This window comes from Paenibacillus glycanilyticus NBRC 16618 (assembly GCF_004000805.1).
GTDB classification, from domain to species: domain Bacteria; phylum Bacillota; class Bacilli; order Paenibacillales; family Paenibacillaceae; genus Pristimantibacillus; species Pristimantibacillus glycanilyticus.
Map to the genome: position 1 here is coordinate 95,660 of NZ_BILY01000003.1, position 25,684 is coordinate 121,343.

A 25,684-nucleotide genomic window follows, 5' to 3' on the forward strand; every position below is an offset into this window, starting at 1 on the left:
CGTTGTTACACCAAACCAAACCAAACCAAACAAGCATCTATGATCAACTGCCGGCCGCAATTTCGTCAAGCAGCGAGTCCGGCATTGGCCCGTTCATAATTTTCATCTCGATCGGCGCATGGGTCGACAGCATATGATACATGTGCATTCTTCCCGCCGTGCTGGAAGTATGCAGATAGACTTTTTTCGGATAACGGGCCGATTCCACCATATGACGGACGACCTCGTAACCCGTCGGCTCGTTCCAGCCGAGATCATAGTCCAGCGACAAGATATCTATGGCTTCGGAATCAATCAGAAGCTTGCATTCCTCCGCATTCCGGGCGAGCACGAAGCCTTTCGGACAAGGGCGATAGTCATCCAGATATACATGTATCATTATTCATGTCCCCCATTCGCGCATCAGGTTTAATTGCCTTCCATAAGTACCGTCTTCGTCTGAAGGCGTTTCCAGTATAAAAGGAACATTCGCAAGCGCGGGAACGGACATCAGCCATTTCATTCCTTCCTCGCCGATATGACCGCTTCCAAGCGCCGCATGCCGATCTCGCCGAGCGCCAGCCGCGAACATCGAGTCATTGAAATGCACAGCCGCGACATGCTCCAGTACGCCTAATGAGCCGGCTTTCTTCAGCCACTCCGCATCCGTCTCCCCATGCCATAAACCGCTCGCAAACATGTGGCAGGTATCCAGGCAAAAAGCCAGCTTTGCAGGCTCCGCGCATAATCCCCGGATTTGGGCCAGCTCCTCGATGGTCGTCCCCATAAACGTATGCTCGCCCGATTGAATCTCAATCAGCAGCTTGGCATCCCCGTTCCAACGGCTAGTCACTTCATTCAGCGATTGAATAATCGATTGGTAACCGGCAAGCGGTTCCTTCCCTTTATACACGCCAAAATGAACGACAACGCCAATCGAGCCGCAGCTGTTTGCAATATCCAGATCGTTAAGCAGCGATTCAACGGTACGCTGACGGACATCCTCCCGCTCCGAAGCAAGATTCGTCGGATAAGGGGAATGAGCGATGGTCCGTATATCGTACTGCCTGCACAGTTCCGCGCAGCGCTCGGCCTCTCTCCGGTCGAAAGCCTTGATTCCAAGGCTGCGAGGGTTTTTCGGAAAATACTGAAAAGCACTAATGCCGCCCGAATAGGCGGCTTTGGCGGCGGAGGCATAACCTTCTTTTATGCTGAGATGGCGGCCGATGTACATCGCTCTACTGTTCCTTCTGGCAGACCGGGCAGACGAAAGCTTTGCGCGACGAGATCTCGAACTGCTCGATAGCGGTGCCGCAGACAAAGCATGGCTCTCCCCCGCGATCATACACCTGACAGTGATCGTTGAAACCGCCGGTAATCGTATCTCCGGCCGTTAACGGCTGCTCCATGTAGCCACCTTTTGAAATCGCTTCCTTTAACACGATATGCATCGAATTATAGACTCGATCCCATGTTTCGTCTGTCAAGGAAGGAATTTTTGCATCCGGGCGAATTTTTGCCGCGAAAGCAATTTCGTCCGCATAGCAGTTGCCGATCCCTGACAACACATGCTGGTCCACAAGCGCCGTTTTGAGCGCGCCTCTCTTCTTATCGAAGCGTGCTTTGAAACGTTCAAGCGTCAATCTTTTATCGAACGGATCCGGCCCAAGCTCGGAGAGCTTCGCATCCGCTTCCTTCACGGACATAAAATGCAAATAACCGAGCCGCAGACCGATAAAATACAAATTGCCCGTCGCAAAGCGGATCGTTACCTGTACCGTGCGGTCAGGACGTTCTTCGTCGCTGCCGAAAAAGAGCGTCCCTCCAAGCATCAGATGAAGCACGAGACGCTTGCCGTTATCGAGGTGGAATAACAGGTGTTTGCCTCTGCGTTCCACAAACCATATCGTCCGGCCAACCAATTCCGCTTCGAATTGCCCGGCGTTAATATTAATCGATTTGTCGCGGGTAACTTCCGTACCCGTAATCGGCGAGCCGATAATCAGCTCCGACAATCGTAATCGGTAATGTTCCATTTCCGGTAGTTCCGGCATGCAAGCTCTCTTCCTTCCTGTCCGCTCTATTGCTTTCTCTTATATCCCGATTGAGGACGAAATATACGATACCAGCTTATGCAAATCGTCGCAGACGACGTGAGGCCTGCAGCCTGCGCGTTCTGCGTAATAGTCCAGATTATCCTTCGTCGTTAATCCGGTTAGCACAAGTACCGTTCCGCAGCCCGAAGCATGGCCGGCCGCAATATCCGTTGCCAGGTTATCGCCGATGACCCAAGTCTCTTCCGCGGACAAACCAATCTGGCGCAGGGAATAGTCCATTAGAATCTTCGACGGCTTGCCGATTAGCGTAGGCTCCTTGCCGCCAGCCGCCGTAAGCATGGCGCCTATCGATCCGGCGCCGGGAAATAAGCCGCCTTCTCCGGGAAGCAGCAGATCCGGGTTGGTCAACACAAATTCGGCTCCCTGAAGTATCGATCTAACCGCTCTTGTCAACTGTTCGTACGACAGCTGCCGGTCCAGACCCTGCAGGACAAAATCCGGCTGCTCTTCGGTAATCCGCAAGCCCGCTGCTTCCACGGCTTCAATGAGCCCGCTTTCGCCGATAACCAGCACAGAGGCGCCGGGTTTTTGGTTTGCTATGTATTGCGCCGCAGCCTGCGCGGAAGTGCATACGTCGCGCGGCTCGGCGTCGATCCCCATTCCGCGAAGCCGCTCTGCAACGGTTTCCGGGGATACGGTTGAATTATTCGTTACGAACCGGTAAGGCAGCTTCCATTCCCGAAGCTGCCGGATAAGCTCGTCCGCACCGTCAATTCGCTGGGTGCCATGATATAAAGTACCGTCCAGATCAAGGAGCAAGCCCTTCATCGGCGCTGATTGTTCGTTCATTCCGCAAGCTTCCTTCCCGTCTTGCGCAGAAGCCGCTCTCTCCTCTTGCGAAGGCCCTCTATTTCGGCGCGGCGCTTCGCGTCCCTTCTCCCGAGAGGATCGATAAGCGCCAATTCCAATGCTTCTGACACATATGATAAAGCTGAATCGTAGTCCTTCAGCTTATGCTCGTAATACATAGCCAGTTCAATGCTTGCACTCAAGCCAGCCGATCCATGCTGGACCGACTGTATAACAGCCTTCTGCCACAATAACACAGCTCGCTGCCAATTGCCAGCTTTCTTGTCTCTTGCAGCCAGCATGTTCAAAGTGGCGGCTGCGGTGCGTTCACAGCTTAACGCGGCTTCGAACATAAGCTCCGCCCGGCCGGCATGTCCCATCTTCTCCAGCCATAAGCCGGTACGGATAAGCTCCTCCGACTCCGCCGGCATCGGCAGCTGATAGCCGCCCTCCGTGTTCCCGTTCAACAGATGGCCGAATCGGATGGACAAGCATACCAGCGACAGCATATCAATCTCATTATGCTGATAGACGCCTCGCAGCGGCTCCGGATCGCCGTCGGCGAGAAATTGAAAGTAGAGCTGCGGCGCAAGCGAGCCGGGTACGTCGTCGATCCGCTCGATTCCGAGCCGTTCCTCTTCCACATGGCTTAACCGCAGCGACGCGAGCGTGTTCTTCCATATGCTGCGGGAGGGATGCAGAAAATCAAGATGAAGCGGCTCCCACAGCTTCCGGTTGTATCCGTGCAAAATGAACCGGGTCTGCATAACCGGCCAGTCGAAGGTTTTGCCGTTATAGCTCACCAGATAGCGGTAGCCGCCTAATTTGCCGTTGAGGTAAAATAGCATCGCCCGCTCCTCGGCGGGGTGGCGGATCACCGCTTGCTCCACGATCAGATCGGAGCCCGACCAATAGGCCAAGCCAACCATAAACGGCACGTTGCCCGTGCCAACGCCAAGCCCCGTCGTCTCAAGGTCGAGATACAATAGCTGTTCGGCGTCAATCGGGACCTCATGGAATGCCCTCAATCCGGCAGAAGCGGAGGGCAGCTCGCCCAAGCAATGAATGCCATGCTGGTGACCGGCAGGGTATACAAGCCTTCTCATCAGAAAACTGCCCGCTTCATTATGAAGCAGCTTCACTCCCATGGATGACCATTCTTCCGACAAGGTTTCCAGATGATCCGTATTCGCCGCAGGCGGCGGCTCCGGTGCTTGCACGGCCGCTGCGGCTTCTTCGGAAGAAGAAGCCGGGCTGCTGCTTCCGCGAAGCCGGTTCATTTTATCGCGAAGACTGCTCATTTCCCGTTCCTCCTCCTTTTACTAGATCAACATGCAGATTTATAACAGGGATAATAGCTGAACGCTTTTCTGCTTCCCGTTGATTCCTTCGATTTCGTTTCCGATACATGATGGACATCCATCCTTGCATGAGCATTTTTTGATTAGATTGGCGGCGGCCTGCTTCACATCGTCAAACCGTTTGTACACGTCGTCGGCCAGCCCGATGCCGCCCGGATAATGGTCGTATATAAAGATCGTCGGCAGACCCGTATGGGCGGCCTTGATCTGGGAAGTAACGTGAACGTCGCTGCGGTCGCACATCACCATGACCGGCACGATGTGCTGAATGACGTTGGCGATGCCTAGCAGCAGCTGCTCCAAGACCTTGGTTCCGAGCTCCGGATCGGTATCCTTCAGTTCAAGCCAGGTTGCGCGGGTATGAAGCTCCTGTTCAGGCAGATGTATCGGTCCGGATCCGATATTTTCGAACGTGGTAAGCTTGATTTTCTTGAAAATCGTCGGGATCATCGTAACCGCCACATCCCCTTGATGAACGGCGCCGCTGCCGGAGATTCTGGACTTGTCGATCTCAAGAACCTTCAGATTCACCGCAAGATTGGCGTCGGTATAGTACTCGACATCCACCTCTCGCACGTAGGCCTTCTTATGGTCCCAGTCCAGCTTCTCAACCTGATACTGCACTCCTTCGTGCAGGTAGATAGCTTCGTCATGAAGAAGCGTCATCGCGCTGAACCGGTCCATCTCGCCAATAATGCGGACATCGGCCACGCTCGTCTGATCAACGATCACGACATTTTCCTGCGATGCGGAACGCAGGCTGATCTCGCTTGCCGGGAAGGCTTGGTTCGCCCAATAAAACGTATCGCCGCTTCTGTGAAGCACGCGTTCCTCTTGAAGGTATTCGAGAATCTCGCTGATTTCAAGCGGCCCGAATTCCTCCGTATTCTTGAACGGCAGCTCGTATGCCGCGCAGCGGACATGATCGACGAGAATAATCAAATTCTCCGGATTAATCCGCGCGGATTCCGGATTGCGGTCGAAGAAGTATTCCGGATTCTGGACGATATACTGATCGATTGGCGTGGAGCTGGCCACCATCAGAATAAGCGCTTCGCCATGCCTTCTTCCTGCCCGTCCCGCCTGCTGCCAGGTACTCGCGACGCTGCCCGGGTATCCGGTCATCACGCAGACTTGAAGCTGCCCGATATCCACGCCAAGCTCCAGGGCATTGGTGCTCACGACTCCCAGAATCTCGCCTTCCCTGAGACCCTTCTCGATCTCCCTCCGCTGCTTCGGCAGGTAGCCGCCCCGGTATCCCCGGATCGACTTCGTGCCGATTTCATTTTTGACCAGCTCTTGGATATGACTGAGGATAATCTCCACCCTTACGCGGCTGCGGGCAAATACGATCGTCTGAATCTTGTTCTTCAGGAATTCCCTCGCCAGATGATTCACTTCAACGGTCGCGCTTTTCCGGATGTTCAGAGGCACGTTAACGATCGGAGGGTTGTAAAAAACGAAATGCTTCCGGCCCCTCGGCGCTCCGTTATCGTCAATTAGCCGCATCGGGCTGCCGGTTAACTGCTCCGCCAACTCTTTCGGGTTCGCAATAGTTGCGGATGTGCAAATAAAGGTCGGATTGCTCCCGTAAAACTTGCAGATACGCTTCAGCCTGCGAATGACATTGGCCACATGGCTGCCAAATACGCCGCGGTAGGTATGCAGCTCGTCAATGACGATATATTTCAAATTCTCGAACAAACTGACCCATTTGGTGTGATGCGGCAGGATGGCGGAATGAAGCATGTCGGGATTCGTTATAACGATATGGCCGGCCTTGCGGACGATCTGGCGGATCGTAGGCGAAGTATCGCCGTCGTAGGTATAGCTCTTGATGTCGATGCCCATCTCGCTTATGATCTCGTTCAGCTCGCTCTTCTGGTCCTGCGCGAGCGCTTTGGTCGGAAACAAATACAACGCGCGGCTTGTATCGTCCTTGGCAATCGCCTGCAGAACGGGCAGGTTGTAGCATAACGTCTTGCCGGATGCCGTCGGCGTAACCGCGACGATGTTTTCTCCTTTGGATGCAAGCCGGAAAGCCGTTCCCTGATGGGTGTACAGCTCGGAGATGCCTCGTTTTTGCAGTGCCTCCCGGATTCGCGGATCCACGCTGTCGTCGAAAGGCGTTGTTTTGGCCTCCTGCGGCTCCATTTCATGCCAATTCACTATATTTTCATTTGAGCGTAATTCCTCAATTAATTCAGGCAAAGTTTTCTTCTTGAACATAAACGTTCGTCACCCCTTGATACCAACAGTTTAGCGAATATTTGTTCGATTGGCTAGAGGATTCAAGGAAGACATATTTTGGCGACAAATAAAAAACCCGCCTCCCGTAAGAGGCGGGTCATGATTATGGATTATACATGAGGCGATTCCCAGGAACGCTTGCTCCAGCCGACATGATGGCCAAGCACCTTCATATTCCGGTCCAGTTGAACATCAACGCCAAATGCCATTTGATTGTCCCGCCAGAACCGTACGTCTTTCCACGATACCTCGTAGCCGTCCTGTTTTTCCTCCACCTGCAAATGAACCTGGTCGGCAAAACCTAGAAAGGCTTTTACCCCGTCGGCCTCCAGTGCGGCCTTTACGGCCGGAACATGCTCACTTGGCTTATATTTGACCACCGTGGATTCCAGACGGATCCGGCTGCCGGTTACGGTGCCCGTGCGATAGCAATCCCCGCAGTCGGCGGTAAATTGCCAGCTCCTGCCCAACATGCTTGGTACAAGCGTGATGGCCGTGACCCTGCCAAGCTGGAGCTTAAGCCTTCTTTTGATCCGCCAGCGCAGCCGCAGACGTATGGCGATGTAGAGAATGGTTACGGCGTAAATACCGGCAAACATTGGTCCCGGCGGGAAGATGCCACATATCCAGAAGAGCAATCCGATCGCATGAGCTCCGAACAAATACGGATCAAACAGGCAAAGGGCATCCAAATGCCACCATTTCCTGGAGAACGGCCTCAGGCATTGGACGCCATACGTGTTGAACAGATCTAGAGCAATATGGAAGCATACCGCGGCAAGCGTCCATAACATGACCAAAAGGACATGATCCAGCACGCCGAACAGCCATGCGAATGCTCCGCCAATCCCAGCAGCCCAGACAAGCGGAGCCGGCACGGAATGCGTAATCCCCCGATGATTCCTAATATAGGCGGCTTGCCCCTTCAACCTTGCAAATACGTCAAAATACGGCGCATGGCTGCCCAGCACCGTACCGGCCAGAACCGCATACCCGATCTCCGGATGAACCGAAATAACCGGATCCAGCATGGCAAGACCGCCAAGTGTTGCGCCAAACAGCAAATGCCTTCCCGTATCCACCTGACCTCATCTCCTTAGCTGCAGATTTAGTACCAGCATAATACGGGACCGTTATGGGATTATTTTCGAACCGTGTTGATTTTGTAAGGAGCTGGCTCGCTACTCTTTGGGACGGGGAATTTCGGTGTGATACAGGTCGTGGGCGGCATAGGATTCCGGGAAAATCGTCCTTGCTTCCTCTTCAAGGCCCGCAAGATCCTCATCGACAAACCTTGTGCTGAAATGCGTCATGATCAGCTTTTTGGCATTGGCGTTACGCGCGGTAGTTGCCGCTTCCACGGTTGTAGAATGCCCGTACAAATGGGCTTTCTCTTCCTGACCGGCCGCAAAGGTAGCTTCATGCACGAGCAGATCCGCATTTTGAGCCAGTCTTAAAGCATTGTCGCAAGGCTTGGTATCGCCTGCAATGGTAATAATCCGGCCGCATTGCGGTTTTCCCGCTGCGTCTGCCGCTCGGACGAGCGTTCCGTCAGGCAGCGTAATATCTTCCCCTTTTTTAATCCGCCCAAACAACGGACCTGCCGGGACGCCCAACTGCCGCAGCCGCTCGACATTCAGCTTGCCCGGGCTTTCGCATTCGGTAATGCGGTAGCCAAAACAAGGAACGCGGTGCTCCAGAGGCAGTGCTTCAACCGTGTAACGCTCGGTTTTATAGACAATTCCTTCGGACACTTCATGGTAGGTAATTTCGTAATCAATTCGGGTACTGCTAAGCGTAAGCGCTGTCTCAATCATCTCGCGGATACCCGGAGGACCGAACAGCTGGAGCGGACCGTTGCCTCCAACGTAGGACCGGGTGCTGAGCAGCCCAGGAATCCCGTATGTATGATCGCCATGCAGATGGGTAACGAACAGCGCCTCAAGCTTGTTAAGCTTAAGCGGCGTATGCATCAACTGATGCTGAGTCCCTTCGCCAGCGTCAAACATCCATAACGAACAGTCCGGATCCGGCAGCCTGAGCGCGATGGACGTTACGTTCCGATGCTTCATCGGGCGGCCTGCGCCTGTTCCAAGAAACCATATTTCCATTGTGCTGCCACCTCCAGATCACCATATGAATAGGATGAAAGCCCCCGCTAGCCGGGGCTGGTTGGTCAACCAGCCATTGCTTACGGAGGCTTAGCTTGCATCTATCGTTCTACTTTTTCAACGTTGAAATATTGCGCTTCCGGATGGGCGAATACCATCGCGGATACGGATGCTTCCGGCTCCATCATGAAGCCTTCCGTCAATTCCACGCCGATATCTTCCGGCTTCATCAGCTCGAACAGCGGTCCTTGGTCTTCCAGGTTCGGACATGCCGGATAACCGAAGGATACGCGAATGCCTTGATAACGGGCGCCAAAGCGCTGCTTCATCGTCATTGTCGCCGGATCCGGGTACCCCCAAATATCGCGCATCATATGATGGACGCGTTCCGCCATCGCCTCGGCTACCTCCAGGGCTACCGATTGCAAGGCATGCGAGCGAAGATAATCGCCTTTTTCCTTCCACTCGTTTGCCAGCTCGCGTACGCCTTGACCGGCTGTAACGACAAGGAAACCGACATAGTCCATTACGCCGCTATCCACCGGCTTCAGATAATCCGCCAGGCAAAGGAATGGCTCTACCTGCTGGCGCGGGAACGTAAACCGCTTGATCTCCTTCGTATGATCCTGAGGATCATAGATGATGATATCATTGCCGGACGATTGCGCCGGGAAGAAACGGTACATGCCATGTGCCTTAATAATACCGTTTGTTGTGCCTTCCTGCAAAATCCCGTCAACGGTTTCTTTCAATTGCACGGCCTTCTCGTTGCCTTCCTGGAGAAGGTTATCCACGTTGCCCTTCAGCCCCAGGTGATGACCAAGCAGCATTTGCATGTTCACGTAAGGAATGATATGCGGAATCGGAACGTCCCGCAAAATATGTCTGTCCGTATCCGGCGGGATATAGACCGGCGCATCCACGGAGATTTTCGAGCGTTCAACCCGGGTTAGCTGCGGCTGAGGTTTTTTCTCCTCTTCCACATCGCCGCCGGATTCCTTGTAAATCCGCAATTCCTCTTCCATTTTGCCTCGATGCTCTTTATCCATCAGCTTGTTCGCAAGATCCAGACCGTCCATCGCATCCTTCGCATACAACGTCAAGCCGTCGTATTCGGGGCCGATTCTCGTCTTCGTGAATTTACGCGTTAGTGCAGCGCCGCCAACCATGATTGGAGCGGAAATACCCGCGTTACGCATATCCTGTGCGGTTACGACCATCTGTTGAGCGGATTTGACGAGCAGACCGGAAAGACCGATAATGTCGGCATTTTCCTTGCGCTGCGCTTCAATCAGCTGTTCAGGCGGTACTTTGATGCCCAGGTTGATAATTTTGTAACCGTTGTTAGACAAAATAATTTCGACAAGGTTTTTGCCGATGTCATGCACATCGCCTTTAACCGTAGCCAGAATGATCTTGCCCTTCACGGAGGTTTCATTCTTTTCCATGAACTGTTCCAGATGGGCTACCGATGCCTTCATAACCTCGGCGCTTTGCAGCACCTCCGCTACGATGAGCTCGTTATTATTGAACAGGCGCCCTACTTCTTCCATCCCGCGCATCAACGGTCCGTTGATTACTTCGAGCGCCGTATATTTCTTGAGCGCTTCGTCAAGGTCGGGAATAAGTCCTTCCTTCGTGCCTTCCACGATGTAAGAAGCAAGACGCTCCTCCAGAGAAAGATTCGATACCTTCTCCTTCTTCACGACTTTCTTCTCGCGGAATGCCGCAACGAACGCAGCAAGCGTATCGTCATTCGTGTTATAGATCAGATCTTCCGCCAGCTTGCGCTCTTCCTCCGGAATGGAAGCATACCGCTCCAGTTTTTCCGTATTTACGATCGCATAGTCAAGACCGGCCTTCGTACAGTGGTACAGGTAGACGGAGTTCAGTACCTCGCGGCCCGCGTCAGGCAGACCAAACGAGATGTTGCTCAGACCCAGAATCGTCTTTGCTTTCGGGAACTTCTCCTTAATCATCCGGATGCCTTCGATCGTCTCAACAGCGGATCCGATATATTGCGGGTCGCCGGAGCCAACCGGGAACATGTTCGGGTCGAAAATGATATCTTCCGGATTCATGCCGTATTTATTTACAAGGAGATTATAAGAACGTTCGGCCACTTCCATCTTCGCTTCGCGGGAAACCGCCTGTCCGCGTTCATCGATCAGGATCATGACAACCGCGGCACCGTATTGGTGAATGAGCGGCAGGATCTTCTCGAACTTCGATTCGCCGTCTTCCAGGTTAATCGAGTTGATGATGGCTTTGCCTTGCGAATACTTCAGACCAAGCTCGATGATATGGTCATACGTCGAATCGAGCATTAACGGCACTTTAATCTTCTTTACGACCTGCGGCAGGAACTCATGTACCGCATAAGCTTCGTCAATGTCCGTATCCTGCAGGTTGATATCGATAATATGAGCTCCGCCTTTAACCTGGGAACGCGCGATTTCCGAGGCCTCGTCGAACTTGCCTTCTTTAATCAAACGTTTGAACTTCCGGGATCCGGAAATATTAGTCCGTTCGCCGATCATAATCGGACGGTTGTCGTCTTCGATAAACACCGTATCGATACCGGACACAGCAGCAGGATGAGTACCGTACTGCGTACGCGGCGCGTAATTCGCCATCGTATCATGCAAAGCTTTAATGTGCGCCGGAGTTGTGCCGCAGCAGCCGCCCGCAATGTTAAGCCAGCCCTGCTCGGCAAATGCCGACATTTTTCGCGCTAGAGATTCGGGTGATTCATGGTAATGACCGTTCTCATCAGGCAGGCCCGCGTTAGGATAACAGCTGACAGCCGAATCGGCAATTTCGCTCAGCGAGCGGATATGGTCGCGCATGAATTCCGGTCCCGTTGCGCAGTTCAGTCCGATCGAAATCGGTTTCAGGTGTTCCAGGGAAATGTAGAAGGATTCAATGGATTGACCGGCAAGTGTCGTGCCCATCGGCTCAATCGTACCCGAAATCATTATCGGAAGCTCGCGGTTCATAGCCGCAAATGCCTTGCGGATCCCGATGCTTCCTGCTTTAACGTTCAAGGTATCCTGAGATGTCTCCAGAAGGATAGCGTCTACGTCGCCTTCGATTAAGGCAACCGTTTGTTCATAATAGCTGTCTACAAGTTCGTCAAAGGTAACTCCGCCTGTTACGGACAAAGTTTTTGTAGTTGGCCCCAAAGCGCCGGCTACATACCGAGGGCGGTCAGGTGTCGAAAATTTATCCGCCGCGTCTCTTGCCAGCTTGGCGGCAGCAAGGTTAATTTCGCGGGCTTTTTCCGGAATGTCATATTCCGCCAATACGACGCTAGTCGCGCCAAACGTATTGGTTTCCAAAATATCGGCGCCGGCTTCCAGGTACTTCTCATGGATCATCGAAATAACATCCGGACGCGTTAATACGAGCATTTCATTACAGCCGTCAAGCTCTTCTCCGCCAAAATCATCAGCAGTCAAATCCGCCTGCTGAATCATTGTTCCCATCGCTCCGTCCAGGATGAGTATCCGCTGCTGCATCAATTCTTGTATGGTCGGTTTCAACAAATTTCGTACACCCTTCCTCCGAAAATCATTAACAAATAGTGTAACAGAATAGCCGCACTCTGAAAAGGCAGTCCATCGACATTTGACTACATTTGCTATATAATTGGACTTATCAGTTAATTTCTATAGGGAAAGAGGGATTGAGAATGGCTGAAATCCGCATTCGCAATACTAATGAACGTATTTCTGGTGAACAGAACGTTCGTGAATTTTTAGACAAACAAGAAGTTCTTTACGAACATTGGGATGCAACTAAACTCCCTGCACACCTCAAAGAGAGATTTGTTCTCTCCGATGAAGAGAAAGCAGAAGTTCTGTCCACTTTCAATGCTGAAATTACGGATCTTGCCGCTCGCCGCGGTTACAAAACTTGGGACATCATTACTTTATCCGATGCAACTCCAAACCTTGATGAACTGCTGAAGAAATTCGAATCCGTTCATACACATACAGAAGATGAAGTTCGCGCGATTACAGCCGGCAAAGGCATCTTCGTTATCAAAGGCACCGAAGAAGTCGGTTACTTCGACGTTGAACTCGAAGCCGGCGACGTGATCTCCGTTCCGGAAAGAATCCCTCATTTCTTCACGTTGATGGATAACCGCCAAATCGTGGCCGTACGCCTGTTCATTGAAACAGAAGGCTGGATTGCGCATCCATTCGAAGATCCTGCTTTCGTTAAGTGAGACCTGTTCATAAAATTAAGCCCCTCGTTCCATCTTCCGATGGCGAGGGGCTTTGTTTTGTCCATTATTGCTCGAGAAGCAGCAGCAGTTCTTCCAAATGAGCAATCTCATGCGAAGGAATGATTTCGTCATTGCGCACCGCACCGTGACGGTTCACCCATACGGATGTCATGCCAACCGTATTCGCACCGAGAATATCGGTAGTCAGCTTGTCGCCAACCATAATGCCATGATCCGGCTCGATTCCGAGCCGTTCCATCGCATGACGGAAGATGGAAGCGGCGGGCTTGCCCTCACCGTACTCGCCCGAGATAATGATGTGATCGAAGTAAGGAGTCAGCTCAGGAACGCCAGCAAGCTTCTCGCGCTGCAGATCCGGAGAACCGTTTGTCAGCAGGAGCAGCTTATACTTTCCTTTAAGCGCATCCAGCACGCGGAACGTTTCGTCATAGACAAAAGGACGTTTGCGGCGTTCCGCTGGGAACTGCTCTGCCAGCTTAGCGCCAAGCTCTTCGTTATCAACGCCAAGCGCGCGCAAGCCGCGAGTCCAAGCTTCCTTGCGGTAGCCCGGCGCAAGCTGCTCCAGCTTGCGGAACTCTTCCTGCTCGCCTTCGCGGAAATTCGCCCAGAGTCCTTCAAACGGGTTAATACCGATCATCTTCGTGAACGGGAACGTCTCATAGGATTCATAAAGAGCGCGCGCTTCTTTGCGTACGGCTTCTTCAAGCTGCTCCGGATCAACGCCGGCAGCTTCCGCACCGGCTTGGCATGTTGCTTCAAATGCTTCTTTTACGCTGCGGTCATCCCACAACAACGTATCGTCAAGATCAAATAGTACCGCTTGCTTCCCCATAATTCGCATAACTCTCCTACTCTTTTTCTATTTTTGTTCGAAAGGCAAATTGTGTGTTTTGGCGAAATCCTGCAGTCTGCTGCCGATCTCATCCGTTGGGTAACGGTTAAGCAGCCGCGAGAATACCCAGTTTGCGCCCTTTTGCTGCATGATCACGACCGCACCGTTTTGAACGCTGATCCCTTTAATGTTGGATACGTGCAGCTGCTTGTCCCCCGTCATTTTACGGGTCTGGATATAATCCTTGCCGATTGAAATGTAAGGACGGCGCAAGAAGAAAATAAGCGCTAGGAAAATGTAGCAGCCGATCGTTACCCAGAACATAGACGTAGGCTCAAAGGAAGGATCCGTCGTAACGAATACCGTATACATGCTGATCAACAAAATGAGCACAATCGGGAATATGTAGTTGCGGCCGGTAAACCGGTCTACCTTGGGTTTTGATGAAGTGCCAATCTGCGATGCTCCGTGCTTTTTACGCGCTTTGTTGATTTGGTTCGTATTTTTGCGCACTTTGCGCTCCCACGTGCGTGACAAGCTTATTCCTCCCATTGTATATTGCAGACGCCGTTCATGGAACGGCGCCAACGCTAGTTATATAGTTGTATGACTTAATTAATGAGCAACATCGTTAGGATCGCCGTCTACAATCTCGATCGAATCCAACTGCTGGCGGAAATTCCTTTTGAAATTCTCCAAATATTTCTGGCGCAATACGGCACGTTCCGCAATTTCCTCTTCGGTCAAACCTACCGTTTTATTTTTACGGGATAATTCGTTAATACGCGCGATGACTTCTTCCACTGCCTTCACCTCATTTGCTTATTACTCATCCTTCTTACCTATTTTGACTTTTAACGCGAGCAATTGTCAAGGCAATGATAGAAGAATAACAAAAGGACAGGCAATTTCGAACATCCTGTGTCCGAATAGCCTGTCCTTCCGATTATATGGCCTATTGAGGAATAATTAATACCTGTCCTGGCCGAAGCTCAACCGAGCTTAACTGGTTGCGTTCCTTAATCTTGTATATGTATTGTCTTATGTCCTTGGAGCCCTCCGAAAAACGATCTGCAATCCCCCACAGCGTATCCCCCGTCGTTACGATAACCGTTTGCTCATTCGCTGCAGCCTCTTGAATATGATCGGACGATGCATTCGTACGCATCATAAGGAAGCTTGTAAAAAGAAGAACGAACACTGCAGCACACACAATAAGTTTAAAAGCATGACGTTGAACGTGATGACCCCGCGATTTGAACGATTTAACGGTTTTTTCCTTATGGATACTTTTATAAAAAGACGGATTCATGATCATTATTATCGCTCCCCGAACGTTTGTTCTGTTTTCTTATGTTCTTAGAATAACACGAACAAATGTTTGCAGTCAATAAAAAATGCGAACTTTTGTTTTTAAGAACTTATGTTTGTACGAACTCCGGTTCTATGCTATAATTTTCTACAAATATTATATTGGAGTGATTCACGTGTCTAAGATTTCGAACCGCCAACAGTCGATTCTTGAATTTATTAAGAATGAGGTTCGGGACAAAGGATACCCGCCTTCTGTTCGCGAAATCGGCGAAGCGGTTGGCCTGGCGTCAAGCTCCACCGTTCACGGCCATCTGGATCGGCTAGAGAAGAAAGGCCTGATCAGACGAGATCCAACGAAACCTCGGGCGATCGAAATTTTGGATCAAGACGGTGTTGACGGCATTATCCTCCCCGCTGTGGCTCAAGTGCCAATCGTCGGCAAAGTAACGGCAGGCGTGCCGATTACGGCGACTGAGAATATTGAAGAGTACTTCCCGTTATCCGCACACTTCGTTGGCGACGACGAGGTATTTATTCTGAATGTCATTGGCGACAGCATGATTGAAGCCGGCATACATAACGGTGACTATGTTATCGTCCGCCAGCAGCAGACCGCCAACAACGGCGATATCGTAGTAGCCATGACGGAAGATGACGAAGCGACGGTTAAGACCTTCTACAAAGAGAAGGATCATATCCGCCTTCAGCCGGAGAACTCCACCATGGAGCCAATCCGTTTGAACAATGTCACCATTCTTGGTAAAGTAGTTGGCTTGTTCCGTGACTTTCACTAATCATCTGTACGCATAAAAGAGGCTGTTCCCGCTAATCCGATTTTGCATTCGGTTAGGGAGAACAGCCTCTTTTTTTACCTGATTATGGTATTATCGCATTACTTCATCTTTAGGCGACGAGGTGGTTAAGCGTGAAGAAAAAATTAACGAGGTCTTTATTCGATAAATCCATTGCCGGAGTTTGCGGAGGAATCGCCGAATACTTCAACCTTTCCTCCTTGTTTGTAAGACTGCTGTTCCTCCTCTTTACCCCCTGCAATCTTGTTGTTTACATCATCCTTGCGAACGTTATTCCAGCCAGCCCACCGTCCTTGATTAGGAGATAGGTTCAAAATCAAAATTTTTGTGGGCTTTATGGGGGCATTTTGTGGGCAATCCCCTCTATCCACGAAAAAGATTAAAAACGCCCCCAAAAGAAAAATCCCCTGACGCTTAGAGCGTCAAGGGATTTCCATCTTAGTACAGCGTCAGATACTGATCGCGTTCCCATTGATGAACTTGTGTTTTGTTTAAGTACAGTACGCGGGAACGTACAGTTCTGGGCGGTGAACCCCCTATATTATTAGAAGAGATTATTTCTTAACAGGTAATAAACCGCTGCGAAATGAAGAATTGGGGGGCATTTGGGGGGCGTTTTGGGGGGCATTTTCAAATAGAGGATTTTGACCATTTCATGTAGAAAAGCTCCATAAAGGGGCTATTCGATGGCGTAGCGTTCTAGAATCGATATTATTACATTATTTATTAAACGAATAGTTAGAGGGGTACTTTATGGAGAATATAAATAACGAAGTAGATACAATTCTTAAAAGCGGATATGCATTAATGACTGATCTTTTAACCCAAGCAAACAATCTAAGTGTTACTTTTTCCGAAGAATCTGAAGAAAATGGAAATGAGAGCATAACTTCAAGGGCATTAAAAACATCAATAGTTATGCTCACATTTAATTCAATAGAAGCATTTTGCAACTTTATGTCACAATTAGTTGTTCAGATAAGTATCTCTGATGAATCATTTAGTAATAAGCTTACGCAAACGGAAATTGATTTTTTGTTAGAACAAGAAACCTATTTAGATACTCGAACTGGAAATTTGAAGATAAATAAGAATAAGTATTTTTCAATTACAGATAAATTGGCGATTGTCCCATTATTGTTTGCTAAAATACATGGGGATTCATTTCGACTCGATAAGGGGAATGAACAATGGAGAAGTTTCATTAAATACAAAGAAATAAGAGATAATTCTACCCATATAAAATTTGATATAGCAAAGATAGCTGAAAATTTAGTTATTACGAATGACTTAAATAAACAATCTCCAGCGTATTACATTCATGTAAAGGAATTGTTCTTTGGTATTGTTTCTATTAGAGAATACATATTTACTTTCAACAGTATAATTATGCAATATTACACTTCGCAGAAATTGTTTCTAGGTGTTATAGATTTATTTTACTGGATGGTACTATTAAATCTAAAAAAAGCATGTGCTATTACAGATAATGAATTTAGTAAATTAAGAACACCGCCCGTCAATTCAAAGGACAAACCTATTATATCGTAATATCGTATTCATGCATCTGTCCTTCAATCCTAACTGTTTGTGAAAGTCTTGCTTGTATGCTTCCAAACCAGTGGTGAATCATTGACCACTGGTTTGATAAAACACGTGGGCTTATCAAGGGCGGTCGAACGGTATTTATAAATGTTTATTTATAGAAATTTCAAGTGAAGTGCTACTACTGATAAAACTTAAATTTTCTCTATCAAAAACAAATTTTCCAGCATGTATCAAACGATGGTGATTTGGACAAAGTATCACAATGTTACTTGGCGAGTTGTCGATTGTTTTAGAAAACAAGTCAATATGATGTGCTTCAACAATATCAATTTGATGTTCAGGATATGAAGTATATTGGCATATCTGACATTTCCCCTCATACTGTTTCTTTAAATTGTTTATTATCGATTTTTTATATCTCCTTGTTTTAATTATTGCCTCCTTTATTATGATTTTTGCAGTTTCGTCCTTATCCTCTAAAAACCGATCAAAATAAGTGTCCTCTTCAACATCGATATTAGAATTAATAATCCCTTCTAGTAGTGACTCATTATCCCCAAATATCTTCATAATTTCAACCGTAGTTTCTTCCTCAATTTGTGGGATTGGTTTATAAATATCAAAGATAAAAGATCTTCTTAAATCACCATCAAGTGTTTTCCATTCATCTTCACATCTAAGTTCTAAATACACTTTTAAATCGTCCGGTAAAATATCCCTTTTGTTTGATCTTCGGGGTTGACCATTACTATTAAAAAAATAATCATATTGTTCGCTTAATATATCGCGTAAGCATGAATAATATGGATCACTTCGTAATGGATGAAAGCTCAGCTTGTCGCCATCAAAATACGCGAAATCATATTCAATAACACCACTAAATTGAAGGCTAGATAAATCATTCTTAGTATTAGACACTTTAATGTAATCCTCAAAGTAATTACTCAATTCTTGGGATAATCGAATTACTCCACGAAAATCTGATTTCGTTACTAGTTTCCGTGCTATTATATTTCCTTCATTTACGAGGGTCCAATACTTATTCTTAATATTTAGATGTTTGCCTTGTCTATTGGTCATTTATAATGCCACCTCTTATTCGTTGACTTGTCAGCTGTTGAGTCCCGAACCGTTCTACTGAGAAAATTATACTATCTTAATATATGTAAATAGTAGTACAATCTTCTTGCCTTTACACAATCTAATATTTGAATTTAAAAAAGCCCAGCACTTCCCTCGTTTTCAATTAGATTATCAATGTTACAATTGAAACTTAAGGAGGATGACATCATGAACAAAGGACCCCAAGCAATGCTCCTTGAAAAACGAGAAGAACCATTTGATGATCCACGATATATATTTGAACCAAAAATTGACGGTCACCGGCTTCTGCTGGTGAAAGACGGCGAATCCGTTAAGCTCTGGACGCGGCACGAAAACGAAGTCACGCAGAGGTATCCTGAGCTCCATCTTCCACCTCTAAGCTGCTCCAGTTGTATTCTTGATGGCGAAGTTGCATATGTCCATCCCGCTACAGGAGTGATTGATTTCGAGGCAGTTATGGAGCGATTTAGGATGACGAAGCTGCCTGCTATTCAAGAAGGCATGCGCCGACTTCCAGTGCAGTACTTCGTTTTTGATGTGCTCGAGGTAAATGGCCGCGATGTTCGCCGGATACCGCTGATTGAGCGAACAGCGATCCTTAATTCGATAATGACCGAGACGGACCACTTCAGACGAGTGATTCAGATCGATGGCCGCGGCAAAAATTTGTTCGAGGTCATACAACAACAGAAGCTCGAGGGAATCGTCGCGAAGCGTAAGAATAGTAGCTATGTCGGCCGAAGATCGGACCAGTGGCTGAAAATGATTAATTACACCTATGCAGACGTAAAAATTGTGGGCTATCGGAAAGATGAATTTGGTTGGCTGGCGCAGCATGACGGCAGGACGGTTGGAGTTATTGAGTTGTCAGTACCTGGCGATCACCGGAAAGCATTTAACCGAATTGCTCAGAACATCGTAACTGGTGAGGATAAGAATTTCGTCTATGTAAAACCATTGATAACAGCTCGGATCCGGATGCGGAGCTGGTATAAATCAGGCACTATGCGGACGCCGGAATTTGTGCAGTTCGTTATATAAAAATAAAAGAGCCGACGGGTGCTTCCCGATCGGCTCTTCATCATTTTACAACATCATCCAATTTGTGACAAGTACTTAAATAGATTTGCAATATACTTATCTCGCCTGTCGGCCATTTCCTGCCTAACCACATGTCTTAGCAAGGCAACCCTGTGGACATACCCACGCAGCTCAACCTCATAAAGGATGCCCTCATCATTACGGTTAACTTCAGTAATCTTGGCCTTCAACTTACCGACCATCATTCTAGATCGATTAATGTCATCATCAATCATCTGTATCACTTTTAAGCTGGAACGAACAAAGAGCTGCCCAAGCGTCATACCCTCTTCTTTAATCTTGTCGCTATTTGTTATAACCATATTCTTCACAAACGGGAGAATACAGTAGTCCTTAATCAAGGTGTACTCCTCTTCAGTCATCGATTGTCCAATCGTATTTTCACTTAGCATGAGATTGCCACCCAGGAATAACCTTGATGAAATTTAACTTGTCAGAAAGTTCAATTAGCCTTTCCTCCTGCAACCGTTCGAGCGCCTTCTGGATCTGCCCTACATCTCGTTGTGCCAGCCGGGCCAGATCGGGTATCATAACTCGAGTGTTCATATGACCATTTCGATTGAACAGGATCCGTAGCAACTTTCGATCTGTGTCGTTTAACATCTGTTACTCACTCCATCCTTCAAATTATTAATTAGACTTTCATTCACCTGATCAAAATAGAACATTTGTTCCTATTAAAACAAACTTATGTTTTTATTGCAAGACATAAAAAAACCGGCCCATGTCCGGCAATTAATTTGGGGCCGATTTTGAAAAGATAGTATGTACTTATACGCCATACATATTGAGCAACTTTTTAATATTCATGTTATAAAGACCCGTGTAATAAATATGTCGCTTATCATATAATTGTATGATCATTTTCTTCTTATCCTCGTTCAAACCCAAGTGAATTTTTCTATGGCAATTTGGACAGAGACTGTAAATATTATAATGGTGATCTACATTGTTATCAAAATTAAAGTAATATTCCATAGGAATCAAGTGGTGCTTTTCCATATAAGGCTTCCCATCATCTTTGATAAAAGTTTCGTGAGAAGAATCCACTTCACAACGCCAATCAGCATTTATGAGCGCTAATAATCCTTGCTTTCTTTCTCGTTGTGGTAAAACACCCATTTTTATATTTTGTTCCAAAGGGTCTTTCCTGATTCCCGGGGGTTGATGATCATTTTGATCTATTTCCATACCTATCTTCTGAGCCTGATATACTTCTTCTTCAAGAATTAATTGATTATTAAATCTTGAAACTAACTTGTTATAAATGCTACACAGTATCCTTAAATCCTTAATAAAGGTTTCATTTAATTTATCAATACTGTAGCTCTTACCTACTATGTTTGCAAATTCATATTTTCGAGGACGATTTTCACTATTGGCTAATCGATTAGGTAAAGGAAAAGGCCTTAGACTCAATGTTTGAGTGTTAAATAAAGTTGGAAACGCAGGCAATGCTTTTTTTATTTTTTCAACAACTTCGATTATCTTAGAGGTCGAAATATGCTCAGTGCCATGCTGAATTGACATTGAAATTCCTTTTCCGTCTACATGAAATAGCAATGAAATATAGACTCCAGTCTTTGCATCAGAGTTTATTGTTTTATTATGTATTCCAATCCAGGGTACATCAGCTAACTTCCCTGCACCGGTTCTTCCTTCTATATAAAAAGAATGATCTTTTAGTTCATTAGATATGAGTTGTTTAAGCTCAACTCCAATTAGTTTGTTTAAATTCACCTTTTGGTTTTCGGTGAGTCTAACTACTCCATAATCGTCATATATAGGCAGATACTCCGTCATTACTTCCTTTAATTTATTTATCAGCATTATTGTTGGTCTCCAATTGAAATAGTAATTTTTATAACTTTCCTCACTGTACCAATATCTGTATCTTAAAATGCTACGTACAGGTTAAGCAATTCTAAGTAAGTGGATCTTTGTTACCTGCTGATTCACAAACAGGAAATGATTCCCATTGGCGAGATCATTTATATAAACATCCGTTGATTTAGAAACATAAAAACAAAAAACTCTCCATTGGAGAGTTAGTTGTTGCCTAATAACCAAGAGATGATATCGAAAGTAATTTCAAATTCAGTACCATTCTTAGTCCGAAACTTAAATGCAAACATTTGCATTCCCTTTCTAGGCTGCTAGGTTCTTGTCTTTCGACAAGTTACTGCAAGCCAAGGGGATTCGAACCCCTTACTACATTCGCCCTAGCACAAATGAAGTTACTTCCAATTTAGTAGACATTATTATTATATCAATATTAAATGTTATTGTATAGTTTCCACAAAATTCTCCTCACCTTCATTAAATAAACATAGACACCGGAGTTCCTCAGTGAATCATACAAATTACCTGCTGTATTCTATGACAGAAGTGGCAAGCGTTTAGGCTCGTTTAGGCTCCGCATAGGAAACTGTTTGGGATATAAAATCTAAGTCAACAAAGCTCGTGGACTTCATTTTACAACTGAATAATTTTACCAGCCATAAAACAATGAGTTTCAAACAGAATACACACTATATATAGCAAAAAAGCCCTCTAGCCATAAAGACTAAGGGCTTTTCTCCTGGCTACGTTAAATTTTTGTAGTAAATTTTATGTATGTTAAAACTTACCTGTTTCTGATTTTGAAGAAATTCCTATCTGGAGTTTCCTCGATAATACCATCTAGTATCATATCTCCTATAACGATAATAACTATATCTTTTGAAACAGAAATCCCAGACCTCTTAAGTTGTTCGTAAAGAGTTTTAACTGAGAAGGTATTACCATCATGATAATTTTTCAAGATAAAGTTATATACTTGTTGTTCTTTAAAACTAGTTACATTTAAAGAATCATTCGTAATATTTAAGGAAGCCTTAAGATTGGACGTAACTTCTTTGACTTGTTCCTTAACAATATCATTTACTTCTTCTTTTGATAGACCAACAGTATTATTCAATTTATCACTTAAGTTTTCTATTAATTTGTCTTCAGTCTTTTTTATTTTCTCATAAAGTGCAGGATCAATTTTATCAATTTTTGAATCCATTTGATTTATCTTTTCACGCAGTTCTCCTAACATGACGTTAATCTGATCCTTTACATTATCTCCTTTAGTTGCTTCTCTCACAGAAATATAAATAGCTACTGCACCTAGTGCTGTAGAAACAAATGTAGAAACGTAGGATACGACATCCATCACCATATCTTTATATAAGACCGTAAAGATCTGTGCATATAACAGAAAACAAACAAGCCAAATCCAATCTTGTGTTCTCCAGTTTCGTACTTCTATCGTTTTATCCCCTTTCGACTTTATTTGAATATATTTACCGACAATAAGACCGCCTGTGATAGCGAAAATGATGACGAATATTAATGAATCAAGATTGTACATTTTCTAGCCCCCAACTTTTCTACCAAATTTCTACAAAAAATCTTATCTCAGAAGGACAAGCTAGTCAATATGATTTATTTTAATAGTGTCTTTCACGAATCGGAGTAAAGCCGTCATTTATTAAGAGCGGCAAGAAATTACAGGTAGCATTGTATTTAGCTTAATAGCTCGCAATTAATTCGGAGAGGACGAAACCGTGCTACCCGGCAACCGGTCGCGGATTTTTGAAGACATTTCTTAATTAGCGTAGTAAAATATTGGTTATACCCTACTATATAAAAAAAAGCGAGGCTATACTCCCTTGAAAAATAGATTCCCGGGATTTTACGAACCTGAAACAGAATCTTTTGATTCGCTTTGGAAAGAATGTACTTTTATTTTTGATACTAATTCATTGTTAAATCTATATCGATATCAAAGAGAATCAAGAGAACTTCTACTTACAATTATAAAGGGAATTAAAGATAGAATTTGGCTCCCCTATCAAGTGGCTATGGAATATCACTTGCATCTGCATAGCCAAATCATCGATCAAAAAAGCTCATATACTGATATAAAATCATCTATTGAAAAACGATTCATGGATCAAAGAAAAGAATTAATAGATCTGCGGCATTCTAATATCGCTGTAGATGAAATTATACAGGAAATTGATTCGTCACTAGAAAAAATTAAACAAAAATTAAGCCACCAGGAAAATAGCCATCCTGAATTAATTAATATTCAAAAAGAGTTATCTGAGATAATTGGAGATAAAATCGGGAGAAAGTATACGCAAGAGGAACTAGATATTTTATATAACCTTGGTGACGAGAGATTTAACAAAAAAATTCCTCCAGGCTTTAAAGATCGTAATTCAAAAAAAGATCAAACTTCTTATTATGATGGTATAACATATAAAAACGAATTTGGTGATTTTATTTATTGGAAACAAATTCTTGAGTACTCATCTAATGATGACGTAAAATCTGTAATATTGGTAACAGATGATCGGAAACCTGACTGGTGGAATATAGTAAAAGGAAAGAATTTAGGCCCTCTTCCTGAATTAATTCAAGAATTCAAAAACAATACCTCAGGTAAAGATTTCTATATGTATCAAACTAATCAATTTTTAAAATTTGCTAAAGAACACTTAACGATTGATAATCCAGAGTCTGTAGAAAAAGCAATTAAAGATATATCAGATAGTAATGAGTCCCTGGCTAGTCTATTGGATTATCCAATAGATTATGTTGAAGAATTGTATAATCACTTTAAAGAAAATGATGTTAGGAAAGACTATGAAGATATTAGTTTAAAATTAAATTATGAAAAGAGAAGAATCTTAGAAAAAAGAGGTTCAGAAAACGGGGTATTCAATTATTTCATAGAAACAAAACTATATCCCAAATTCTTTAAAGTAAATGAAGATATAGGTCTTGAAACTAACCTAAGAGTACTTTTTAATGGTTTTTTTCAAATTCGAGGAGTAGAGCTTAAAAGATTAATGGTAGTTGGTATTGATGAAGTGAATGGAATTGTTGAAATATCACTGAAGTCTTACTCAAAAATAAATTCGGAAACAATTCAAGAGTTTAATGATTTAAGTGAGTTTTTGAACGCTGAAATTCTAAGTGTTGAGATAATTTAAATTAATTTAGTCCGCTAACCTTGAGATTTTAGCGGACTAAATTTTATTCACCTAACAATTTCAACCCTTTTTAGTTTACTATCCCACTTCACTGTTGCACCGAATATCTCCGCAACAATACGAACAGGTACATATGTCATACCCGCTTTCTCGTCATATAAGCCATCCGTTAGTTTTTTGCCATTAATCAAAACAGGTATTAACTCCAGATTATATCCTCCCTTATTGGCTTTTGGACATTTAGTATACCTTTCAAAAAAAACGTTTTCCATTGCGTTTAGGTCGACTTTACCGGCAATTCCCTTAACATTACTACTCGATGTGAATTGGAATACCGACCATGAATCCCATGTACTGTTTGCCATCGGAGCCTCAACGCCATAATGAGCGATCCAGAGCGGCCAGGCCGCTAGTTGCTTGCCAAGGTATGTTTTCGCAAAGCTGGCGCCGGTATAGATCATCGTCGGATGTCCGGATAACCGTTCGACTTCCTGAAGCCAGGCCATGCACCAGGCTGTCAATTTGACCGCCCCTACTGTCCCCGCCTTGCCCTCTACATCCAGGGCGTGCGGGAATACCGCATTGTATCCTTTGACCGCACCAACGAATTTGGCCGCTTCTGCAAGCGGATCGTTGTTTTCAGGATGCGCGTAGTGATAAAAGCCGACCGGAAGGCCGGCTGCAGCGGCGCCCTTGGCATTGTCATCATGCTTTTCATCAAGACCGGTTTTCCCCTCAGTAGCCTTGATATAAGCGCCAAGAACGCCGTCAGATTTGACCAGACTCCAATTGATTGCCCCCTGATGATGTGAAACGTCAATGACTTTCACGTTGCTTGTTGATTTGCTTTGCATCATTTTGCCCCCTTCGATTTGCTGTGCTGATATAATCCCGAAGCGCCCAGGCCCACAACAGAAATTGCTGTTGCGGTGTCACGCCAGGAATCAGGCGCCAGGACAAAACCGGCAGCCACAACCAGCGCTGCAACCGGCGCGAACTTTGCCGGAATGCCGAGCATCTTGCCCATACCAATATAAGCGGCCACAATAGCCGACAAAGAAAGGATTTCATCGTTCGTCAT

The 25,684-nt window shown here is 45.9% G+C and carries 25 protein-coding genes; 6 read left to right on the forward strand and 19 right to left on the reverse strand.

Annotation, left to right across the window (positions count from 1 at the left end):
* Positions 1–43: 43 nt before the first annotated feature.
* From PGL01S_RS03060 to metH, 9 genes are all read right to left on the reverse strand, one after another.
* Positions 44–379: a cyclic-phosphate processing receiver domain-containing protein gene (locus PGL01S_RS03060; protein WP_127491266.1), complete on the reverse strand. Its 336-nt coding sequence runs from the start codon at positions 377–379 to the stop codon at positions 44–46.
* A gap of 3 nt (positions 380–382) precedes the next feature.
* Entirely contained in the window at positions 383–1,213 is an 831-nt protein-coding gene (locus PGL01S_RS03065; RefSeq protein ID WP_127491268.1) for a deoxyribonuclease IV, read from the reverse strand.
* A 4-nt stretch (positions 1,214–1,217) separates the two neighbouring features.
* Positions 1,218–2,033, reverse strand: coding sequence for a DNA-formamidopyrimidine glycosylase (gene mutM / locus PGL01S_RS03070; RefSeq protein WP_127491271.1), 816 nt, complete (start codon positions 2,031–2,033; stop codon positions 1,218–1,220).
* A gap of 39 nt (positions 2,034–2,072) precedes the next feature.
* Positions 2,073–2,885: a 5' nucleotidase NucF gene (nucF, locus tag PGL01S_RS03075; RefSeq protein ID WP_127491273.1), complete on the reverse strand. Its 813-nt coding sequence runs from the start codon at positions 2,883–2,885 to the stop codon at positions 2,073–2,075.
* A complete protein-coding gene (locus PGL01S_RS03080) occupies positions 2,882–4,186 on the reverse strand; it encodes a ribonuclease H-like domain-containing protein (RefSeq protein ID WP_127491275.1) in 1,305 nt (434 codons plus the stop codon). The genes nucF and PGL01S_RS03080 overlap by 4 nt, the downstream gene beginning before the upstream one ends.
* A gap of 39 nt (positions 4,187–4,225) precedes the next feature.
* Positions 4,226–6,475 (reverse strand): DEAD/DEAH box helicase, encoded by a 2,250-nt coding sequence (locus PGL01S_RS03085; protein ID WP_127491277.1) that lies wholly within the window; start codon positions 6,473–6,475, stop codon positions 4,226–4,228.
* A gap of 131 nt (positions 6,476–6,606) precedes the next feature.
* Entirely contained in the window at positions 6,607–7,578 is a 972-nt protein-coding gene (locus PGL01S_RS03090) for a metal-dependent hydrolase (protein WP_127491279.1), read from the reverse strand.
* 99 nt (positions 7,579–7,677) lie between these two features.
* Complete coding sequence (gene rnz / locus PGL01S_RS03095) at positions 7,678–8,607, reverse strand: ribonuclease Z (RefSeq protein WP_127491281.1); 930 nt, start codon at positions 8,605–8,607, stop codon at positions 7,678–7,680.
* Between the two features lie 101 nt (positions 8,608–8,708).
* Positions 8,709–12,155 carry a methionine synthase gene (metH, locus tag PGL01S_RS03100; protein WP_127491283.1) on the reverse strand — a complete coding sequence of 1,149 codons (3,447 nt, stop codon included), beginning with the start codon at positions 12,153–12,155 and terminating at the stop codon, positions 8,709–8,711.
* 146 nt (positions 12,156–12,301) lie between these two features.
* On the opposite strand from metH, the gene mtnD reads away from it, so the two are divergent.
* Positions 12,302–12,841, forward strand: coding sequence for an acireductone dioxygenase (gene mtnD, locus PGL01S_RS03105; protein WP_127491285.1), 540 nt, complete (start codon positions 12,302–12,304; stop codon positions 12,839–12,841).
* Positions 12,842–12,905: 64 nt separating this feature from the next.
* Here mtnD and PGL01S_RS03110 read toward each other — a convergent pair whose 3' ends face one another.
* The 4 genes from PGL01S_RS03110 to PGL01S_RS30720 form a co-directional block, all read right to left on the reverse strand.
* On the reverse strand, positions 12,906–13,694 hold the full coding sequence (locus tag PGL01S_RS03110; RefSeq protein WP_127491287.1) for an HAD family hydrolase: 789 nt from the start codon (positions 13,692–13,694) through the stop codon (positions 12,906–12,908).
* Between the two features lie 27 nt (positions 13,695–13,721).
* Complete coding sequence (locus tag PGL01S_RS03115; protein WP_127491289.1) at positions 13,722–14,231, reverse strand: hypothetical protein; 510 nt, start codon at positions 14,229–14,231, stop codon at positions 13,722–13,724.
* Between the two features lie 78 nt (positions 14,232–14,309).
* Positions 14,310–14,498 (reverse strand): DUF896 domain-containing protein, encoded by a 189-nt coding sequence (locus PGL01S_RS03120; RefSeq protein ID WP_015844221.1) that lies wholly within the window; start codon positions 14,496–14,498, stop codon positions 14,310–14,312.
* A gap of 151 nt (positions 14,499–14,649) precedes the next feature.
* The gene (locus PGL01S_RS30720) at positions 14,650–14,865 is read right to left on the reverse strand and encodes a LysM peptidoglycan-binding domain-containing protein (RefSeq protein ID WP_164775355.1); all 216 of its coding nucleotides are present in this window, start codon (positions 14,863–14,865) and stop codon (positions 14,650–14,652) included.
* 316 nt (positions 14,866–15,181) lie between these two features.
* On the opposite strand from PGL01S_RS30720, the gene lexA reads away from it, so the two are divergent.
* From lexA to PGL01S_RS03140, 3 genes are all read left to right on the forward strand, one after another.
* Positions 15,182–15,802: a transcriptional repressor LexA gene (lexA, locus tag PGL01S_RS03130; protein WP_127491293.1), complete on the forward strand. Its 621-nt coding sequence runs from the start codon at positions 15,182–15,184 to the stop codon at positions 15,800–15,802.
* A 131-nt stretch (positions 15,803–15,933) separates the two neighbouring features.
* A complete protein-coding gene (locus tag PGL01S_RS03135; protein ID WP_127491295.1) occupies positions 15,934–16,128 on the forward strand; it encodes a PspC domain-containing protein in 195 nt (64 codons plus the stop codon).
* Positions 16,129–16,573: 445 nt separating this feature from the next.
* Positions 16,574–17,371: a hypothetical protein gene (locus PGL01S_RS03140; protein WP_127491297.1), complete on the forward strand. Its 798-nt coding sequence runs from the start codon at positions 16,574–16,576 to the stop codon at positions 17,369–17,371.
* 135 nt (positions 17,372–17,506) lie between these two features.
* On the opposite strand, the gene PGL01S_RS03145 is transcribed toward PGL01S_RS03140, so the two are convergent.
* Positions 17,507–18,448: an HNH endonuclease signature motif containing protein gene (locus PGL01S_RS03145; RefSeq protein ID WP_127491299.1), complete on the reverse strand. Its 942-nt coding sequence runs from the start codon at positions 18,446–18,448 to the stop codon at positions 17,507–17,509.
* Positions 18,449–18,658: 210 nt separating this feature from the next.
* On the opposite strand from PGL01S_RS03145, the gene PGL01S_RS03150 reads away from it, so the two are divergent.
* On the forward strand, positions 18,659–19,513 hold the full coding sequence (locus PGL01S_RS03150; RefSeq protein ID WP_244935492.1) for an ATP-dependent DNA ligase: 855 nt from the start codon (positions 18,659–18,661) through the stop codon (positions 19,511–19,513).
* Between the two features lie 53 nt (positions 19,514–19,566).
* Here PGL01S_RS03150 and PGL01S_RS03155 read toward each other — a convergent pair whose 3' ends face one another.
* The 3 genes from PGL01S_RS03155 to PGL01S_RS03165 all read right to left on the reverse strand — a co-directional run bounded on the left by PGL01S_RS03155 (position 19,567) and on the right by PGL01S_RS03165 (position 22,970).
* Positions 19,567–19,965, reverse strand: coding sequence for a YhjD family protein (locus tag PGL01S_RS03155; protein WP_127491302.1), 399 nt, complete (start codon positions 19,963–19,965; stop codon positions 19,567–19,569).
* Between the two features lie 379 nt (positions 19,966–20,344).
* Complete coding sequence (locus tag PGL01S_RS03160) at positions 20,345–21,403, reverse strand: MrcB family domain-containing protein (protein WP_127491304.1); 1,059 nt, start codon at positions 21,401–21,403, stop codon at positions 20,345–20,347.
* A gap of 796 nt (positions 21,404–22,199) precedes the next feature.
* A complete protein-coding gene (locus PGL01S_RS03165) occupies positions 22,200–22,970 on the reverse strand; it encodes a hypothetical protein (RefSeq protein WP_127491306.1) in 771 nt (256 codons plus the stop codon).
* Between the two features lie 301 nt (positions 22,971–23,271).
* On the opposite strand from PGL01S_RS03165, the gene PGL01S_RS03170 reads away from it, so the two are divergent.
* Positions 23,272–24,603 (forward strand): PIN domain-containing protein, encoded by a 1,332-nt coding sequence (locus PGL01S_RS03170; RefSeq protein WP_127491308.1) that lies wholly within the window; start codon positions 23,272–23,274, stop codon positions 24,601–24,603.
* A 47-nt stretch (positions 24,604–24,650) separates the two neighbouring features.
* Here PGL01S_RS03170 and PGL01S_RS03175 read toward each other — a convergent pair whose 3' ends face one another.
* Together PGL01S_RS03175 and PGL01S_RS03180 are read right to left on the reverse strand one after the other, a co-directional pair.
* Positions 24,651–25,460, reverse strand: coding sequence for a GH25 family lysozyme (locus PGL01S_RS03175; protein WP_244935493.1), 810 nt, complete (start codon positions 25,458–25,460; stop codon positions 24,651–24,653).
* Entirely contained in the window at positions 25,457–25,684 is a 228-nt protein-coding gene (locus tag PGL01S_RS03180) for a hypothetical protein (RefSeq protein ID WP_127491310.1), read from the reverse strand. The genes PGL01S_RS03175 and PGL01S_RS03180 overlap by 4 nt, the downstream gene beginning before the upstream one ends.

Excerpts from the sequence above, each read along its gene's own strand:
- PGL01S_RS03060 (WP_127491266.1), bottom strand. The coding sequence starts at position 379 with ATGATACATGTATATCTGGATGACTATCGCCCTTGTCCGAAAGGCTTC.
- PGL01S_RS03065 (WP_127491268.1), bottom strand. The coding sequence starts at position 1,213 with ATGTACATCGGCCGCCATCTCAGCATAAAAGAAGGTTATGCCTCCGCC.
- mutM (WP_127491271.1), bottom strand. The coding sequence starts at position 2,033 with ATGCCGGAACTACCGGAAATGGAACATTACCGATTACGATTGTCGGAG.
- nucF (WP_127491273.1), bottom strand. The coding sequence starts at position 2,885 with ATGAACGAACAATCAGCGCCGATGAAGGGCTTGCTCCTTGATCTGGAC.
- PGL01S_RS03080 (WP_127491275.1), bottom strand. The coding sequence starts at position 4,186 with ATGAGCAGTCTTCGCGATAAAATGAACCGGCTTCGCGGAAGCAGCAGC.
- PGL01S_RS03085 (WP_127491277.1), bottom strand. The coding sequence starts at position 6,475 with ATGTTCAAGAAGAAAACTTTGCCTGAATTAATTGAGGAATTACGCTCA.
- rnz (WP_127491281.1), bottom strand. The coding sequence starts at position 8,607 with ATGGAAATATGGTTTCTTGGAACAGGCGCAGGCCGCCCGATGAAGCAT.
- mtnD (WP_127491285.1), top strand. The coding sequence starts at position 12,302 with ATGGCTGAAATCCGCATTCGCAATACTAATGAACGTATTTCTGGTGAA.
- PGL01S_RS03110 (WP_127491287.1), bottom strand. The coding sequence starts at position 13,694 with ATGGGGAAGCAAGCGGTACTATTTGATCTTGACGATACGTTGTTGTGG.
- PGL01S_RS30720 (WP_164775355.1), bottom strand. The coding sequence starts at position 14,865 with ATGATGCGTACGAATGCATCGTCCGATCATATTCAAGAGGCTGCAGCG.
- PGL01S_RS03140 (WP_127491297.1), top strand. The coding sequence starts at position 16,574 with ATGGAGAATATAAATAACGAAGTAGATACAATTCTTAAAAGCGGATAT.
- PGL01S_RS03145 (WP_127491299.1), bottom strand. The coding sequence starts at position 18,448 with ATGACCAATAGACAAGGCAAACATCTAAATATTAAGAATAAGTATTGG.
- PGL01S_RS03150 (WP_244935492.1), top strand. The coding sequence starts at position 18,659 with ATGAACAAAGGACCCCAAGCAATGCTCCTTGAAAAACGAGAAGAACCA.
- PGL01S_RS03155 (WP_127491302.1), bottom strand. The coding sequence starts at position 19,965 with ATGCTAAGTGAAAATACGATTGGACAATCGATGACTGAAGAGGAGTAC.
- PGL01S_RS03160 (WP_127491304.1), bottom strand. The coding sequence starts at position 21,403 with ATGCTGATAAATAAATTAAAGGAAGTAATGACGGAGTATCTGCCTATA.
- PGL01S_RS03165 (WP_127491306.1), bottom strand. The coding sequence starts at position 22,970 with ATGTACAATCTTGATTCATTAATATTCGTCATCATTTTCGCTATCACA.
- PGL01S_RS03175 (WP_244935493.1), bottom strand. The coding sequence starts at position 25,460 with ATGATGCAAAGCAAATCAACAAGCAACGTGAAAGTCATTGACGTTTCA.
- PGL01S_RS03180 (WP_127491310.1), bottom strand. The coding sequence starts at position 25,684 with ATGACGAACGATGAAATCCTTTCTTTGTCGGCTATTGTGGCCGCTTAT.